The 14520-nt window shown below is 64.6% G+C and carries 17 protein-coding genes and 1 tRNA gene; 12 read left to right on the top strand and 6 right to left on the bottom strand.

The genetic code is table 11. The annotated features are described in order from the left end of the window. Positions 1-9: 9 nt before the first annotated feature. Positions 10-507, bottom strand: a complete 498-nt coding sequence (locus Q8O35_RS08930; protein WP_305572385.1) for a hypothetical protein — start codon at positions 505-507, stop codon at positions 10-12. A 52-nt stretch (positions 508-559) separates the two neighbouring features. On the opposite strand from Q8O35_RS08930, the gene Q8O35_RS08925 reads away from it, so the two are divergent. Continuing rightward, the gene (locus tag Q8O35_RS08925) at positions 560-1093 is read left to right on the top strand and encodes a CinA family protein (RefSeq protein WP_305572383.1); all 534 of its coding nucleotides are present in this window, start codon (positions 560-562) and stop codon (positions 1091-1093) included. A 15-nt stretch (positions 1094-1108) separates the two neighbouring features. Beyond that, a complete protein-coding gene (gene thpR, locus Q8O35_RS08920; protein ID WP_305572381.1) occupies positions 1109-1756 on the top strand; it encodes an RNA 2',3'-cyclic phosphodiesterase in 648 nt (215 codons plus the stop codon). On the opposite strand, the gene Q8O35_RS08915 is transcribed toward thpR, so the two are convergent. Next, complete coding sequence (locus tag Q8O35_RS08915; protein WP_305572379.1) at positions 1753-2250, bottom strand: hypothetical protein; 498 nt, start codon at positions 2248-2250, stop codon at positions 1753-1755. The two genes, thpR and Q8O35_RS08915, sit on opposite strands and share 4 nt — an antisense overlap. A gap of 363 nt (positions 2251-2613) precedes the next feature. Between Q8O35_RS08915 and Q8O35_RS08910 the strand changes: the two genes are divergently transcribed. The 4 genes from Q8O35_RS08910 (at position 2614) to Q8O35_RS08895 (ending at position 5653) form a co-directional block, all read left to right on the top strand. Continuing rightward, positions 2614-3057, top strand: coding sequence for a universal stress protein (locus Q8O35_RS08910; protein ID WP_305572377.1), 444 nt, complete (start codon positions 2614-2616; stop codon positions 3055-3057). Between the two features lie 189 nt (positions 3058-3246). Continuing rightward, on the top strand, positions 3247-4347 hold the full coding sequence (gene hisC, locus Q8O35_RS08905; RefSeq protein WP_305572375.1) for a histidinol-phosphate transaminase: 1101 nt from the start codon (positions 3247-3249) through the stop codon (positions 4345-4347). Next, a complete protein-coding gene (gene cmk / locus Q8O35_RS08900) occupies positions 4340-5014 on the top strand; it encodes a (d)CMP kinase (protein WP_305572372.1) in 675 nt (224 codons plus the stop codon). Before hisC ends, cmk begins: the two co-directional genes overlap by 8 nt. 105 nt (positions 5015-5119) lie before the next feature. Then, entirely contained in the window at positions 5120-5653 is a 534-nt protein-coding gene (locus Q8O35_RS08895) for a DUF4337 domain-containing protein (protein WP_305572370.1), read from the top strand. A 43-nt stretch (positions 5654-5696) separates the two neighbouring features. Here Q8O35_RS08895 and uxx1 read toward each other — a convergent pair whose 3' ends face one another. Further along, entirely contained in the window at positions 5697-5924 is a 228-nt protein-coding gene (gene uxx1 / locus Q8O35_RS08890) for a UXX-star selenoprotein family 1 (protein WP_371133118.1), read from the bottom strand. Positions 5925-5983: 59 nt separating this feature from the next. Then, entirely contained in the window at positions 5984-6595 is a 612-nt protein-coding gene (locus tag Q8O35_RS08885) for an EF-hand domain-containing protein (RefSeq protein ID WP_305572368.1), read from the bottom strand. Between the two features lie 130 nt (positions 6596-6725). On the opposite strand from Q8O35_RS08885, the gene Q8O35_RS08880 reads away from it, so the two are divergent. The 4 genes from Q8O35_RS08880 (at position 6726) to Q8O35_RS08865 (ending at position 10176) form a co-directional block, all read left to right on the top strand. Further along, the gene (locus Q8O35_RS08880) at positions 6726-7499 is read left to right on the top strand and encodes a DUF4197 domain-containing protein (RefSeq protein ID WP_305572366.1); all 774 of its coding nucleotides are present in this window, start codon (positions 6726-6728) and stop codon (positions 7497-7499) included. Positions 7500-7599: 100 nt separating this feature from the next. Then, positions 7600-7740 carry a hypothetical protein gene (locus Q8O35_RS08875; protein ID WP_305572364.1) on the top strand — a complete coding sequence of 47 codons (141 nt, stop codon included), beginning with the start codon at positions 7600-7602 and terminating at the stop codon, positions 7738-7740. 183 nt (positions 7741-7923) lie between these two features. Continuing rightward, the gene (locus tag Q8O35_RS08870; protein ID WP_305572362.1) at positions 7924-9024 is read left to right on the top strand and encodes a M48 family metallopeptidase; all 1101 of its coding nucleotides are present in this window, start codon (positions 7924-7926) and stop codon (positions 9022-9024) included. A 90-nt stretch (positions 9025-9114) separates the two neighbouring features. Beyond that, the gene (locus Q8O35_RS08865) at positions 9115-10176 is read left to right on the top strand and encodes a polysaccharide deacetylase family protein (RefSeq protein ID WP_305572360.1); all 1062 of its coding nucleotides are present in this window, start codon (positions 9115-9117) and stop codon (positions 10174-10176) included. 18 nt (positions 10177-10194) lie between these two features. Here the strand turns inward: Q8O35_RS08865 and Q8O35_RS08860 are convergent, their stop codons facing one another. Then, positions 10195-12885, bottom strand: coding sequence for a TIGR03960 family B12-binding radical SAM protein (locus tag Q8O35_RS08860; protein WP_305572358.1), 2691 nt, complete (start codon positions 12883-12885; stop codon positions 10195-10197). A 97-nt stretch (positions 12886-12982) separates the two neighbouring features. Beyond that, entirely contained in the window at positions 12983-13297 is a 315-nt protein-coding gene (locus Q8O35_RS08855) for a hypothetical protein (protein ID WP_305572356.1), read from the bottom strand. Between the two features lie 132 nt (positions 13298-13429). On the opposite strand from Q8O35_RS08855, the gene Q8O35_RS08850 reads away from it, so the two are divergent. Further along, entirely contained in the window at positions 13430-14173 is a 744-nt protein-coding gene (locus Q8O35_RS08850; RefSeq protein ID WP_305572354.1) for a hypothetical protein, read from the top strand. A 46-nt stretch (positions 14174-14219) separates the two neighbouring features. After that, positions 14220-14295: transfer RNA gene (locus Q8O35_RS08845), tRNA-Ala, on the top strand. Positions 14296-14520: the final 225 nt, after the last annotated feature.

The raw sequence follows: 14520 nt of genomic DNA, 5'->3' as shown, positions 1-14520 counted from the left end.
CAGGGTGGGTTACGGATCGATGCCGTCCTCTATGTTCTTGCGCCGCACATGGAGCAGGGCCATGACCGCAATGGCCAGGCCGATGGGCCCCAGGTCCTGCCGCCAAAGAAAGAAGACGCTGAAGGGCGCGCTCAGGCCCAGGATGATGAGCTGGCGCTTCTTGCGCGGCGTCATGGGAGCGGCCAGCCAGGCGCATTCCCAGCCGATGAGCTTCTCGATGCCGGGCACCAGCCGCCTGAGCCCTGTGTGCTGCATGGGCGGCAGGGGCAGTACGAAGGAGCCCGCCATTATTCCGAGGATCGCAAGCACGATGAGGGCTGGGCTGTGGAAGAGCAGGCCGGGCGGCAGGAGCGCGGCGCTTGCCGTCTGCACCAGCCAGTTCCAGGGCTCGCGGCGGCGCAGGCGCAGGCGTTGCCAGATGTTTCCCGCCCGCTGGCGGATTGTTTCGCGCAGGGCGTTGCTGTCCATGGCTTCCAATTGCCACGCCGGGCCCTGTTCTGTAAACAAGGGCTGCAAACAAGCACTGCAAGCATGGTCTGCAAACATGGCCGGGGGGAGCATGAAGAAAATTTCGCAGCTGGATCTGCTGGAGCAGGAAGGCGCGCTGCGCCTGGAGCGCCTGGCTTCCGAAGCCGGGCGGCTTGTTTCCGGGCATGGCTGGACCCTGGCTGTGGCCGAGTCGTGCACCGGCGGCTTGCTGTCCAGCACCATCACCAATCTTTCAGGCAGTTCGGCCTGGTTCCACGGCGGCGTGGTGGCGTATTCCAATGCATTGAAATGCGGCCTGCTGGGCGTGCCCAAGGAACTCGTGGAGACCCATGGGGCAGTGAGCGAGGCCGTTGTGCTGGCCATGGTCCAAGGGGCGCTGGCGCTTCCGGGCATGCCCCAGGGCAGCGGCTGCGCTGTGGCGATTTCCGGCGTGGCCGGGCCGACGGGCGGCACGCGGGAAAAGCCCGTGGGCACGGTGTGGGTCGCCTGGGCCTGGCCCGGCGGCAGCCGCGCCGAGAGCTTCCTGTTCCGCGGCGCGCGCGCGGCGGTGAAGGCCCAGAGCGTTGCAGGAGCCCTGTTCGGCATGCTTACTTTCGTGAAATAGCCCAGGCGGTGCGGCATGGCGGACGCATCCCTTGACTCCATCCGCAGCAGCATCCGCTGCTTTGTCGGCCTGCCCCTGCCGGAGGCCTGGCAGCGCGGCCTGGACGTGTTGACCCAACGGCTGGCTGGACGGCTTGCATCGCGCATTTCCTGGACAAGGCCGGGCAATTGGCATGTGACCTTGCAGTTTCTGGGCGAGGTGGAGCAGGCGCGTGTGGCGGAGATTGCCGCGGCGTTGCGGGCCGTCGCGTTCGCGCCCATCACGCTGCATCTGGGGGGCACGGGCTTTTTTCTCCCGCAGGGGGCGGCTGCCCATGCGCCGCGCACGCTGTGGGTGGGGCTGGCCCAGGGCGGCGAGGCCTGCACACGGCTGGCTGAGGCGGTGAGGGTGCAACTCGGGCCGTGCGGTTTCGCGCCGGAGGCGAGAGAATTCCGGCCCCATGTGACCTTGGGACGCGTGAAAACTGTGGTTGGCGGCGACGACTGGAAGGCTGCGGGCCGAGAGCTGGCCCAGGAATTTTCTGGCGCGGGGTTCGGCCCGGCGCTGGTGGGGGAGATGGTGCTCTGGCGCAGCGTACTTGGGCCGCAGGGACCCAAGTACGCCGCCCTGGAGCGTTTTCCGGCCCGCGACCACGGCGGGCGCCCGGATGGAAGGTCCGCCTAGGCGGTGTAGTCCCCCCGGTTGAACTTGATGCGTTCCGTCACCGTCATGGCCTCAAGCTCCGAGACCACTCCCTGCAGGGCGGGGAACTTCTCGGCGAGGTCGGGATTGGCGCCCCGGATCTGCTGCATGGCGCCGTCGATGTCATCGAGGACTCCGTAGGCCTGCTTGAGGCTGGCGGAGCTGGCGGTGCTTTGCAGGCTCTGGGCGTACTGGTCCCACTTGTCGAGCACGCTGTCCACCTTGTCCATGATTGCATTCTCCGCCTGGGTTACCGGGGTAGTGGCCTCGACCTCCTGTACGCCGATGAGGGCGCTTAGGGTGCCAAGCCCGCCCGGCGGGGGCAGGGAAGCAATGCTGGACGTGGGCTGCGCGCCCGTCTTCGTGACCTCTTGGCTCAGAATGTCGCCAAAGGCGGTGCTGGACTGTGTGCCTCGGCTCGTCTGGGTGGTCGGGTCCAGGCGAACGCTCTCCAAATGGTCAGGATGGATTTTCATGGCTACTCCTCATCCTGTGGTTTGTTTGAATTGTGCAGAGACCATGCCAAGGCTGATTGTCTTGTAGTTGCTGAAATAAATGCATATATTCTTGCGGCAAGGGGGAAAAACTTGCCTGCTGCCCAGGGCCGCGAAGCTTTTGCGCCCTTTCTTGCGGATACCTGATGCCGCAGAGCTTGTCCATCCTGCGGCGGTTTCTGCTGCCCTCGGCCCCTGTGGGGAGGCCAGTTCTTTCGCTCAATTCCTGTCGGTGCGTTTTTCGCTTGCGTTAACGAACACGGGTGACTATTTTCACATTGTCTCCATCATCCCCTCTTCGTGGAAGGGGGGGCAACGTTTGCGACACTGAAAAAGGAGGGCGCCATGGCCCAAATCAAGAAGATCCTTTGCGCAGTGGACTTTTCCGAGCATAGCCCCGCCGTTGCCGAATACGCGCGCGTAATGGCGCAAGCTCTGGGAGCCAAGATCGTTTGCCTGTATGTCGCTCCGTCCTTGTCCCAGTATGTCGGTTTCCATGTACCCCCCAGCTCCATCGAGAACTTCGTGGGCGAGATCGTCACCGGCGCAGAGGCCACCATGAGCGCCTTCCTGAACGAGAATTTTCAGGGTGTTGAGGCCGAGGGCCACGTGGTCACCGGCTATGCGGCCGAGGAGATTTTCGGCATGTCCGCCAAGGAGGGGTCCGACCTCATCATCATGGGCACCCACGGCCGCAAGGGCATTGACCGCATCCTGTTCGGCTCCGTGGCCGAGAAGGTGGTCAAGGGCGCCAAGTGCCCGGTGATGACCATTCGGCCTTCGCGCTAGGAGACGCTTTTTCCCCGCCCGATTCGCGGGCGGTTTCGCCGTTGTTGGCTGCACAGGCAGAAGCGGCCCAAAGGGCGCCGCTTCTGGCGTGTTTTTTTTGTTTCACGCAGTTTGATTTCGTGTATCTTCATTGTCCGCCCCACCGTTTTACTTCGCGCTTTGAAGCGCGCCAAAGAGAAGGGAGCCTCCATGTCCAGCCAGCGCGTCCGGCCAGAGATTCTTGACTTCACCCCGTATGTGCCGGGCCTCTCGGTGGAGGAGATCAAGGCCAAGTATGGCCTGCCGAACGTCATCAAGCTGGCCAGCAACGAGAACCCCCTGGGCGTTTCGCCTTTGGCGCAGGAGGCCATGGTCCGCGCAGCAGGCCAGGCGTTCCGCTACCCTCAGAATCACAGCCCGCGTCTCACCGCAGCCATAGGCAAGGCCATGGGCGTTCCAGCCGGGCTCATCGTGGCGGGCAATGGCTCGGACGAGATCATCGACCTGCTGTTCCGCGTGCTGGCCCGGCCCGGCAAGGACAACGTCGTCTGCTACGAGCACTGCTTCAGCATGTACGGGCTCACCTCCCGCTTGTGCGGCGTGGAGTACCGCGAGGTGCCGCGCGGCGAGGGCTACCGCCTGCCGCTGGAATTCCTGGCCGAGGCCGCGAACGAGAATACCGTCATGGTTTTCGTCACCACCCCGGACAACCCCACGGGCCTGGCCGCCCGGGCCGAGGAGCTCATGGTGCTCTCCGGCGTGCTGCCCAAGGGCGCCATTCTGGTGGTGGACGAGGCCTACATGGACTTCTCCTGGCCGCCGGAGGAGTACAGCATGCTCTCCGCCGTGCAGGAGCTGGACAACGTGGTGGTGCTGCGCACCTTCTCCAAGGCTTACGGCCTTGCGGGCCTGCGCCTGGGCTACGGGGTGATGCCCCAGTGGCTGGCCGACCACGTGCGCCGCGCGCGGCCGCCCTTCACCGTCAACCTGATGGCTGAAGAGGCCGGCCTGGCCGTGCTTGAGGACGATAATTTCTATTCCGCCACTTTGGAAGTCGTGTTCAAGGGCCGCGAGCGGCTCTTGAAGCGCCTGCCAGAGCTGGGCTGCGAGGTCTGGTCCTCACAGGCCAATTTCGTCATGTTTCGGCCCCCATATCCAGCCGACCAGGTTTGCGAGGAGCTCTTGAGGCGCGGCGTCATCGTGCGCCACCTGAAGAGCTTCGGCCTGCCGGACAACATCCGCGTCAACGTGGGCACGGGCCCGGAAACAGAGGCCTTCCTGAAGGCCCTGGAGGAGATTCTGCATGGCTAGCAAGCCCCCGATGATCGTGACTTTGGACGGCCCTGCCGGCGTTGGCAAAAGCACTTTGGCCAAACGTCTGGCCGGGGAGCTCGGCGTGGCCTTTCTCGACACCGGGGCCATGTTTCGCGCCGCGGCCTATACCCTTGGCGAGGGCGCCTGGGACTGGACCCAGGGAATTTTGCAGCAGAAGCTGGGCGATTTTGAGTTCACCTTGCGTGGCAGCGGCAAGGACACCGAGCTTTTGCTCAACGGCCAGCCCCTGCCCGAGGCCATACGCAACGAGGAGACCGGCCGCTGGGCCTCGCAACTGGCCATTGTTCCCTCGGTGCGCGCCTATATGAAGATGGCGCAGATCTACTTGGGCCACACCACATCCCTGGTGGCCGAGGGCCGCGACATGGGCACTGTCGTATTTCCCGGCGCGGGCCACAAGTTCTTCCTCGACGCCGACCCGGACGAACGGGCGCGCAGGCGCTGCCGCCAGTTGGAGAGCCAGGGCAGGCCAGCGGACTTTGCCACCATAGCCGAGAGCATCCGTCTGCGCGACGATCAGGACCGTAATCGCAGCATTGCGCCCTTGAAGCCCGCCCCCGACGCCATGGTGGTGGACACCACCAACCTCACCGAATCCGAGGTGCTGGAGAAGGTGCTGGACCGGGTGCGCGGCCTGATCTAGCGCAGGCTGCGCGCAGGCTTGCCGCGGGGGCGCGTTTTTGGCGCCCTGAGCTTTTGCCGTGCAGGGAGCTTGTCAGGAATGAGTTGAGGAGCAGAGGATAAGAACATGGCGGAAGAGAAGAAAGAGACTTGGCTTGGCTATGTGGCCGTCACCACCATCGTGTTTGCGGTGTGCGCCACCCTCTCCACCTTCAAGGGCGGGCAGCACTCCACGCGGGCCGTGCTCTCCCAATCCAAGGCCACCAACCAGTGGGCTTATTATCAGGCCAAGGATCTCAAGCAATACCTGCACGAACTACAGCGGGATTCCCTGGACCTTGCGCTTTTGAATGCAGGCAAGGCCGAAGGCGGGTACGCCAAGGCGGTGACCGAGAAGGCCGGGGGCTACGCCGCGAAAATCGACAAGTACGAAGTTCAGAAGGAAGAGATAAAGAAGCAGGCCGAGGCCTATGATGCGATCATCGCCCAGGCCCAGGCCCATTCCGGCGCCTTCGGCATGGCCATCATTTTTTTGCAGATAGCCATTCTGCTTTCTTCTGTGGCGGCGCTGATGAAGATCAAGGCCGTATGGTACGGCGGCATGGCTGTTGGGACTTTGGGGCTGGTGTTCTTCGCCAACGGCTTCTTCTTGTTTTTCTAGGCGGTGGAGAGTTCCGGGCGCACGGCCCGGCGGGCTAGAGGCTTCAGGAGCCCCGCTGGAAACCGACGGTCGCCGCATTGCCGCTGGCGATGACCGGGATGCGCCGCACGCCGCCTGAAAGCCGGAGCATCTCAGTGAGGGCCGCCGGGTCGGCCAGCACATCCACAAATTGCGCCTGCGGCAAAGCGGCCCTGGCCCGTCTTGTGTGCGGGCAGGCCTCCTTGCCGTAAATCAGAGCCCCCTCGCCTCCATGGGCGAGCGCTTCGCCCAGCCGATCCGCATCGGAAGTGGCGCAGCGTGTGTCCGGGGAATTCTTCCGGCTCATGCCCCCTAAATCTTCCCCAGCAGCTTGGACGTCAAGTCGGTGACAGAGCCTGTGCCGCCGTTCTTGTAGTACTTCTTGATGGCGTCATCCTGGTTGGACAGCACGGACTGCAGTTCGGCTTTGGTGACCTTGCCGTCCTTGTCTTTGTCCATGCTGGCGAAAATGTTGGAGGCCAGGGATACTTCGTCGCTGCTCAACACGCCGTCGCCGTTCTTGTCCTTGTCCTTCATGTAGCGGTTGGCCGCCAGATTGGAATAGGCTCCGGCGGCTGTGCTGCTGGCATTGGACTTTGTCAGCAGCGAGGAGGTGATGTCCGGGGTTTCTGCGGTGGCGCCGCCGTTCTTGTAGTACTGGTAGATCTGGTTGTCCTTGCCGGCCAGGGCCTTCTTCATCTCTTCCTTGCTCACCTTGCCGTTCTTGTCGGCATCAAGCTTGGCAAAGGCCTCTGCGGACAGGGAGACCTCGTCGGCGGACAGGCATTTGTCGCCGTCTTTGTCGTTTTCCTTGATATACTTCGCAGCAGCGAGCCCAGTATAGGTTCCGCTGGCCAGGCAGGAGCTGTTTTCGTTGCCGGAGTTCAGATACATCTGATTGGCAATTTTTGGATTTATGCGCATGACTTTGTTTCCTCCTGGCAGCAATGTGCATAATCTGGACCAGGGACCAGGCAGGAGTTTCTTGCCGACCGCCGCCCCGCAGAGTAGCATGGGCGTCAGATTGAACCCTTCAGCACGCAAGGAGACCGCCATGAACCGCTCCCTCGCCGCCGCCCTGGCGCTTACACTTTTTGCCGCCCCGCTCTGGGCCGGAACAGCCCAGGCCGGCTGGGCCGATGTGCTTGATGCCGTGCAGCAGCAGGCGCCCGCAAAACAGGCGCCTTCAAACACCTCGTCCTCCGCTGGACTGGGGGTCGGCCTGGCCGACGCGGACATCGCCAAAGGGCTGAAGGAAGCTCTGGCCAAGGGCGTCAGCACTTCCATTGCCTCCCTGGGCAAGGCTGACGGCTACTTCGGCAATCAGGCGGTCAAGATCCTGTTGCCTGAGCAGTTGCAGAAGATCGAGGCTCCTCTGCGCCTGGCGGGCCAGGGCCAGCTCATCGACGATCTGGTGCTGGCCATGAACCGCGCGGCGGAAAAGGCCGTGCCCCAGGCGGCGAACATCCTGGGCGATGCGGTGAAGAACATGAGCGTCAGCGATGCCAAGGGCGTGCTCACCGGGGCGGATGATGCGGCCACCCAGTATTTCCGCAGGTCCAGCGGCGCGAAGATCGGCGAGCTGATGCAGCCCATCATTTCCAAGGCCACGGATTCCGTCGGCGTGGCCAAGGCCTACAAGAAGCTTACGGCCAACCCGCTGGCCGCAAGTGTGGCCCAATCCTACGGCCTGGACCTGGACGCCTACGTCAACGCCAAGGCCCAGGACGGCCTGTTCGCCATGATCGCCAAGGAGGAGAAGGACATTCGCAGCAACCCGGCGGAGCGGACCACCTCGCTGCTCAAGAAGGTCTTCGGCTCCAAGTAGTCGAGGTAAGGTAGCCCGACATAGAATCTTCATCGAGTCCGCCGACTGCCAGACCAGCCGCCCGGCGGTGGAGACGGCTTTTGCCCTTCTCGCACCGCCGGTGCGCGGCAAGAAGGTGCTGGTGATGCCCAACGTGCTGCGCGCCGTGGCGCACAAGGCTCTGTGCATCGCCTGCTTCTGCTGTCAGGAAATGCGCCCGGAGAAGGCCATTGCGCAGGTTGCCGGGCAGGTTGCCGGTTAGGGCTTTTCTCCGGTTTTGTTTTCCTTTATGTGTGAGGCGCATCCTGTGGGGACGCCCCCCCTGGGCAGCTTCGCAAAGAATGAGGTCCCATCCATGACTGTACGGCTTTGCCAGCCTTTTTGTGCGCTTCTTGTCCTGTTGCTGTGCTCTTGCGCTCCGCAGGCCAACCTGCCGCATTTGGACATGGACAGCGTGGGCGCTGAGGCCAAGTTCCAGCAGACCCTGGTCCTGCGCGACTCCGTCGACAAGCTGGACCGCCTGAACCGTGTGGGCTGGGACATCCGCTCGCGCAACGCGGAGCTCTGCGGCGAAAGGGTTGTGCATGGGGTGGGCCTGCGGTTCCTCGAATTGGATGACTACAAGAAAGAACAACGGGAGTTGGTGCAGGAGGTGCTGGGCGTCTCCTGGCGGCCCACCGTGTTCCAGATCCCCCCGGGCAGCCCCGGAGCCTTGGCCGGAATGCGCCGCGGCGACATTGTGCTGCTGGTTTCCAACGTGCAGGTGGCCAACAAGAAGGAGGCCCACGCGGCCATCGACGCGGCCATCGAGAAGGGGGAGGAGATCCCCATCGTGGTAGAGCGCGGCGGGGAGCGCCTCACCTTCGTCATCAAGGCCGTGCCCCTGTGCGGGTACCCTGTGCTGCTGAACAAGGACCCGGTAGTGAACGCCTATGCCGATGGCGACAGGATCTTCGTGAACCTGGGCCTCTTGAAGTTCATCCAGTCCGACGACGAGTTGGCTGGCGTCATCGGGCATGAGCTGGCCCACAACACCCAGAAGCATGTCCGCGACAAGGTCACCAACGCCACGCTGGGAAGGCTGCTGGTGGATCTGCCTGTGATCGTGCTCACCGGGGTGGACCCGAATGTGGGCTGGCAGATTGGCCGGAGTCTCTACAGTCAGGGCTATGAATTCGAGGCCGACTACGTGGGGCAGTACTACACCGCGCGGGCCGGGTACGACATCCGCATCGTGCCGAACCTGTGGCGGCGCATGGCCCTGGATGATCCCAAGGGCATCACCCTGGGCACCACCCATCCCTGCACCAGCGAGCGCTTTGTGGCCCTGGACGCAGCCGCCGCCGAGATCGAGAACAAACGCAAGAACGGCCTTGCCCTGAAGCCGGAAATCAAGAGCTCCCCGTCTTGGCTGGCGAAGAAGGACGACAAGAAGGACGAGAAGAAGGAAGCGCCGAAAGATCTGGCGCCCAATGGCCCGTCGAGCGCTCCGGCATCCGGGCCTGCGCCGTTCTCCGGGCGGATTTCTGCGGACGTGGAGGAATAGTAGGAGCTGCTCCGCCAGGAACTGCCGCCCAACATTGAACCCGTGGGCCGGCTGCGGAGCGGTCCGGGCCAGCAACAGGGGGACTGTCTGATGCGCACGGCGCCGCGCCTGATAATTCTCACTGCCGTCTTTGTCTGCTGCCTGGCAGGCGCCTGCCCTGCGGCCGAACCTGGGCACAGAACCGAGGCGTTGCTTCTGGGGCTGTGGTCCTCGGCAGAGCTGGCCGGGAGCGACACCGACCGCGCCATAGGCGCTGTGGGCGTACCGGATGCCAGCACGCCTGCGCTGGCCCATGACGCAGACCTTCCGGCCAGGCCGCCAGCGGTGCCAAAGACCATGCAGGGGGCCATCCGCCGGGTGAGCCTGCCCAAGGGCCGCAAGCTCGTGGCCGTCACCTTCGACCTTTGTGAGCGCGCCAACAACGTGGCGGGCTACAACAATCAGATCATTAATCTGTTGCGCGCCCAGAACGCACAGGCCACCTTCTTTGCAGGCGGCAAGTGGATGCGTTCGCATCCGGAAGCCGCCATGCAGCTCATGGCCGACCCGCGCTTCGAGCTTGGGAGCCACACCTGGACCCACGGTAATCTGGCGCTCATGACCCGTGCGGAGGTCGATGCCCAGATGCGGCTCACCGAGGTGCAGCACGCCAACCTGCGCGCGGAGCTTGGCCGCAGGGCCGCGGCAAAAGGGCTGGGCCGGGAGTTCGCCCGCGTGCCCGAAGCCCTGCGCCTCATGCGTCTGCCCTATGGCCGCAGTTCGGAGCTGGCGCTGAACACCCTGGCGGAGATGGGGTACCTCGTCATCCAGTGGGATGTGGAGGGGGAGCGGGACGAGGATAAGCTCTGCGCAGACGCTGTGGCGAAGAATGCGCTGGCGCGGGTGCGGCCCGGATCAATCATCCTGCTGCATGCCAACGCGGTGCCGCAGTTGAGCTATGAGGTTCTGGGGCTGCTGCTGCCCGCCCTGCGCAAGGGGGGCTATGAGCTGGTGACTGTGGGGGAATTGCTGCGCCGGGGCGCACCACAGGCCGTGCGCCAGGGCTATTTCACCATCCCTGGCGACAACCTGCGGTACGACGCTATCTTTCCGGGCAAGGGTACGCTGAAGCCCGACCCGGCGCGGCCATTTGTCTCGGCGCCGGTGCCATAGGCGCAGTGAGAAAGAGTCTTACCCTTCCGGGAACTGCTGCCCCACCTTGAGCAACTGGGCCGAGAGCGGGGTGATGGGCGCGTTCACCGCCAGCACCAGCGCCTGCGGGCTCATGTAGTCCTTGGACCAGTCGAAGACCAGCGCCACGGCGCCGTCGGGCTTCAGCTCCGCGCTGGCGACCAGGCCGCGCAGGTTCGTGGGCTTTGGCCCGTTCTTGCTCTTGCGGTCGAACATCACCACATCCTGCTTCATGAACTCCACCCACGAGTCGCGCCAGCGGGCCACTTCTTCCGGCCTGCCCTTGTAGCGCACCAGGAAGCTCTCGCGCACGGCCTGCACGGGGCGCTTGAGCACCGGCAGCACCTCGATGTGCATGGGGTTCAGGCCGCCGGGCATCTGCGCGGCCAGGGTGTCGAGCACATACTCTGGTCCCAGCGCTTCGCGCAGGGTGAGGGTGAACCATTCGCTCACGCTCTCCACGCCGACGGGCAAGGCCCGGCCAAAGGAGATGCGCGGCATGGGGTGGAAGCCCGCGCTGAAGGACAGGGGGAAGCGCGTGCGCCGCAGCGCTCGCTCAAGTATGCTCTGCAACTCCAGTTGGCTTAAGTAGGCGGCCTCGGCGCGTTTTTCGTACCAGATGCGGTACTGGGCCTGGCGGTCCGAGAGGCCCAGATCCGGCGGCAGCGGCTTCTTGCCGCCCATGGGCGGGTTGGCCGGGACAACAGCGGCAGCCTGGACAACCGGGGCGCTGGCCGCAGACATGGCGGTCTGGCCGCCTGCGGGAGCCTGGCCGGTCTGGTCCAGGGCCTGCGCGTCGGCCTGCGTGTCCTGGTCGCGGCGGGCGTACACCACGCGGGGGCGGATGTCCTTGCTTTCAGCCTGGGCCGAGAGCTCCGAGGCGCGGCCCTCCATGTTGCACACGCCGCAGCCCCGGCAGGCGCCGTAGCGGCAGTCGCCGGTGATCTTCTCGGCCAGGGCGCGCTCGCGCTCGGTGAGCAGGAACTTCTTGGACACGCCGCAGCTCAGGTGGTCCCAGGGCAGGGGGGCGTCCACGTCGCGCGGGCCCTGGAACTCCTCAGGGTCCAGGCCGTGCTCGGCCAGGGCTTCCAGGTAGTGCTCCAGGCGCAGGTGGTCCTTCCAGCTGGAGAACAGCGCGCCCTTGCGGTAGGCGGTCTCGATGACCTTGCCCAGGCGTCTGTCCCCGCGGGAGAACACGCCCTCCAGGCAGCTCATTTCCGGCTGGTGGTACTTGAGGGTGATGCGCTTGAAGGGCTTGAGCGCATCCTTGAGGTAGTAGATGCGGCGGCGGATCTCATTCATGTTGATCTGCCCCTCCCACTGGAAGGGCGTGTGGGTCTTGGGCACAAAGGGCGAGACCGCGGCGGTGACTTGCAGGCGCTTTACGTGGCGGCCAGCGGCGTCGCGCACCTTCACGCACAGGTCCACGATGGCGTCCAGGTCGGCGTCGGTCTCGGTGGGCAGGCCGATCATGAAATAGAGCTTCACCTGCTGCCAGCCGTTCTCGAACAGGGTGCGCACATGGGCGATGAGCGCCTCTTCGTCCACGCCCTTGTTGATGACGTCGCGCAGGCGCTGGCTGCCGGCCTCCGGGGCCAGGGTTACGCCCGTGCGGCGGATGCTGGCCATGCGGGCCATGATGCGCTCGGACAGGGAGCCCACGCGCAGGGAGGGCAGGGAGATGGTCACCTGCTCGGCGGCGCAGCGGTCGAAGACCGTCTCGAAAAGCGTCTCCAGAGCGGAGTAGTCGCCCGTGGACAGGGACAAAAGCGAGACCTCCTCAAAGCCCGTGGCCTCGATGGCGCGGGTGAGCATTTCGCCCAGCTGCTCCGGGGTCTTCTCACGCACCGGGCGGTAGACCATGCCCGCGTGGCAGAAGCGGCAGCCGCGCGTGCAGCCGCGGGCCAGCTCCAGGGTGTAGCGGTCGTGCACGGCCTGGCCGAAGGGCACCGTGGGCGCAAGGGGGAAGGGCGCGGCGGCGAGGTCCGCGACCATGGCCTTTTCCACCCGCTCGTAGCCGGGCACCAGGGGGCGCACGGGCTGGCCGGGTCCGTCCCAGGCGAAGAAAGCTGGCACGTAGACGCCGGGAATCTGCGCGAGCTCTCTTAGCAGCTCCTCGCGCGGGGTTCCGGCCCTGCGCGCATTGGCGATGCGGGAGACCAGCTCGGGCATGACCTCCTCGCCGTCGCCCAGGACCATGAGGTCCACGAACTCGGCTAGGGGTTCGGCGTTGTAGCTTGCGCCGCCGCCGACCATGACGATGGGCCAGGGCAGGCCGGAATCGGGCGGGCCGCCAGCCATGCGCTCCGCTGCGCGCAGGGGGATCTGCGCCAGGTCGAGCATGAACAGCACGTTGGTGTAGCACAGCTCGTGCGTGAGGCTGAAGCCCACCGCGTCCATGTCGCGCAGGGGGGTGTCGGTCTCAAGGGTGGCCAGCGGGGTGTTGTGGGCGCGCAGGATGGCCGCGGCCTCGGCGCAGGGGGAGTACACGCGCTCTGCCAGCAAGTCGGGCCGCTCGTTGATGGCCTGGGCCAGGATTTTCTGCCCCAGGTAGCTCATGCCCACCTCGTAGAGGTCGGGGAAGCCGAGGGCCATGCGGCCCCGCACGGTGGCGGGATCCTTGTGGACCACGCCCCATTCGTTGCCGAGGTAGCGGCTGGGACGGGGCAGCAGGGGCAAAAGTTCCTTCACGCGTGGGCTCCTTCGGGCGGGGGTGCGCTGGACATAAAAACAGGGCGGCAAGCCGGTTGGCCAGCCGCCCCTTGATGCATTTCAGGCGGATGTGGAATTATTTGGTGATGAGCTGGGACAGGTTTCCCGCGCCAGGGGCGGAAAGGGTCAGGTTGCTGGAGGCCTCAAGGTACTTGGTCTTCAGCTCCTCGGGCGCGTTCTTGTACTGGTAGAGCACGTGCTTGGTGGAGATTTCGCCGGCGATCTCCTGCTCAAAGGGGTAGCCGAAGGGCAGAAGCATCATCTGCACTCCCTGTTGCATGGGCACGGTCTGGATCACGGCGGGATCGCTGATGGTCTGTCCGTCTTCGCTCCACTTGCCGATGACGGTTTCGCCGTTGATGAGCTTGACCAGGCGGATATCGTAAGCCATGTGGGTGACTCCTTGGTGTTTGATTGGCCGGAAAGTAGGGGCTCGCCGCCTTACTGTCAAGGGAGGCCCCTGCGCGCCAGGGGCCGCATGGCGGCAAGGGGCTTCTTGCCACCGCTCCTCGCCGGGGATAGCATGCTCAAAACACAGGAGCTGAACGCCGCCATGACCCGTAGCAACTTCACACATTTTGCCCTCATTCTGGCGCTGGCGGCGCTTCTGGCCGGGTGCTGGGTGCCCGAGCGCTACACTACGCGCATCAAGATCGAACGAGACGGCACGTACAAGGTCCATCTGGAAGGCACTGCCGTGCATCCTGAATCCTACCGGGCCATGAAGCGGCTGGAGGCGGAAGTCGCCCGGACGCCTTTCAAGCCTGAGGAGCTGAAGAAGCGGCAAGTTGCCGCCCTCGAGCCGCTTATGAAGGCCATCGCCGACCTGAAGGGCGACAAGCGCATTGATTACGTGACCTCAATCGGCGATGGCCGGGTGCGTTTCAGCCTGGACGGAGTCTGGGTTCTCAACCGGAATGTGCTGGTCTCAAGCGAACTCGCCACCCCCATTGACTATAGCGTGGCCGCGGACGGCACCATGCGCCTGCGGGTGAAAGACGCTATCGTGGGCGCGGAGGCGAGGGCCTTGGGCCTGCAAACCGATGGCAGCCTGACAGTCACCCTTGCCGAAGGCGTCGAGGTTTTGGAGCACAACGCCCAGAAGGCCCCGAGTTCGCATTTGGGCTCGTACCGCTGGAGCGTTGGGCCAGGAGCCACCCAGGCGCCATACCTGAAGATACGCCTGCCTGCTGTGGAGGCAAAAGACGCCGAGCCCGCAGGGCAACCCCATGCGCCCGCAGCGCAAAAAGGACTTGCCCACCACTGAGAAAACCGCTAAACAAACCTTCCGTTCAGCCCGCCTGGACGCCCATGGGGATGTAGCTCAGCTGGGAGAGCGATGCGTTCGCAACGCATAGGCCAGGAGTTCAATCCTCCTCATCTCCACCAAAGAAAACAGGCACTTGCAGGGTAAACCCGCAGGTGCCTTTTTCATTTGACATACGCGGTTGACATACAGGGGCGGTTTCCGAGGCTCCGTGAAACAATAAAAAAGGGGCAGCCCATGCCGCCCCTCCCGGCCCCCGCAAACAGTGACGAAACGCGGGCCGTGCCTGATTGACATCTACGCCCGTTCGAAGCGTTTTTGCAACTCCTCCGCGCAGCCCACGCGAG

This window comes from Humidesulfovibrio sp., from assembly GCF_030689645.1.
Lineage (GTDB): Bacteria > Desulfobacterota > Desulfovibrionia > Desulfovibrionales > Desulfovibrionaceae > Humidesulfovibrio.
This window is presented reverse-complemented; position numbering and strand designations above follow the sequence as displayed.

Coding starts and splice junctions, on each gene's coding strand:
- Q8O35_RS08925 (WP_305572383.1), top strand. CDS start 560: ATGAAGAAAATTTCGCAGCTGGATCTGCTGGAGCAGGAAGGCGCGCTG.
- thpR (WP_305572381.1), top strand. CDS start 1,109: ATGGCGGACGCATCCCTTGACTCCATCCGCAGCAGCATCCGCTGCTTT.
- Q8O35_RS08915 (WP_305572379.1), bottom strand. CDS start 2,250: ATGAAAATCCATCCTGACCATTTGGAGAGCGTTCGCCTGGACCCGACC.
- Q8O35_RS08910 (WP_305572377.1), top strand. CDS start 2,614: ATGGCCCAAATCAAGAAGATCCTTTGCGCAGTGGACTTTTCCGAGCAT.
- hisC (WP_305572375.1), top strand. CDS start 3,247: ATGTCCAGCCAGCGCGTCCGGCCAGAGATTCTTGACTTCACCCCGTAT.
- cmk (WP_305572372.1), top strand. CDS start 4,340: ATGGCTAGCAAGCCCCCGATGATCGTGACTTTGGACGGCCCTGCCGGC.
- Q8O35_RS08895 (WP_305572370.1), top strand. CDS start 5,120: ATGGCGGAAGAGAAGAAAGAGACTTGGCTTGGCTATGTGGCCGTCACC.
- Q8O35_RS08885 (WP_305572368.1), bottom strand. CDS start 6,595: ATGCGCATAAATCCAAAAATTGCCAATCAGATGTATCTGAACTCCGGC.
- Q8O35_RS08880 (WP_305572366.1), top strand. CDS start 6,726: ATGAACCGCTCCCTCGCCGCCGCCCTGGCGCTTACACTTTTTGCCGCC.
- Q8O35_RS08870 (WP_305572362.1), top strand. CDS start 7,924: ATGGACAGCGTGGGCGCTGAGGCCAAGTTCCAGCAGACCCTGGTCCTG.
- Q8O35_RS08865 (WP_305572360.1), top strand. CDS start 9,115: ATGCGCACGGCGCCGCGCCTGATAATTCTCACTGCCGTCTTTGTCTGC.
- Q8O35_RS08855 (WP_305572356.1), bottom strand. CDS start 13,297: ATGGCTTACGATATCCGCCTGGTCAAGCTCATCAACGGCGAAACCGTC.
- Q8O35_RS08850 (WP_305572354.1), top strand. CDS start 13,430: ATGCTCAAAACACAGGAGCTGAACGCCGCCATGACCCGTAGCAACTTC.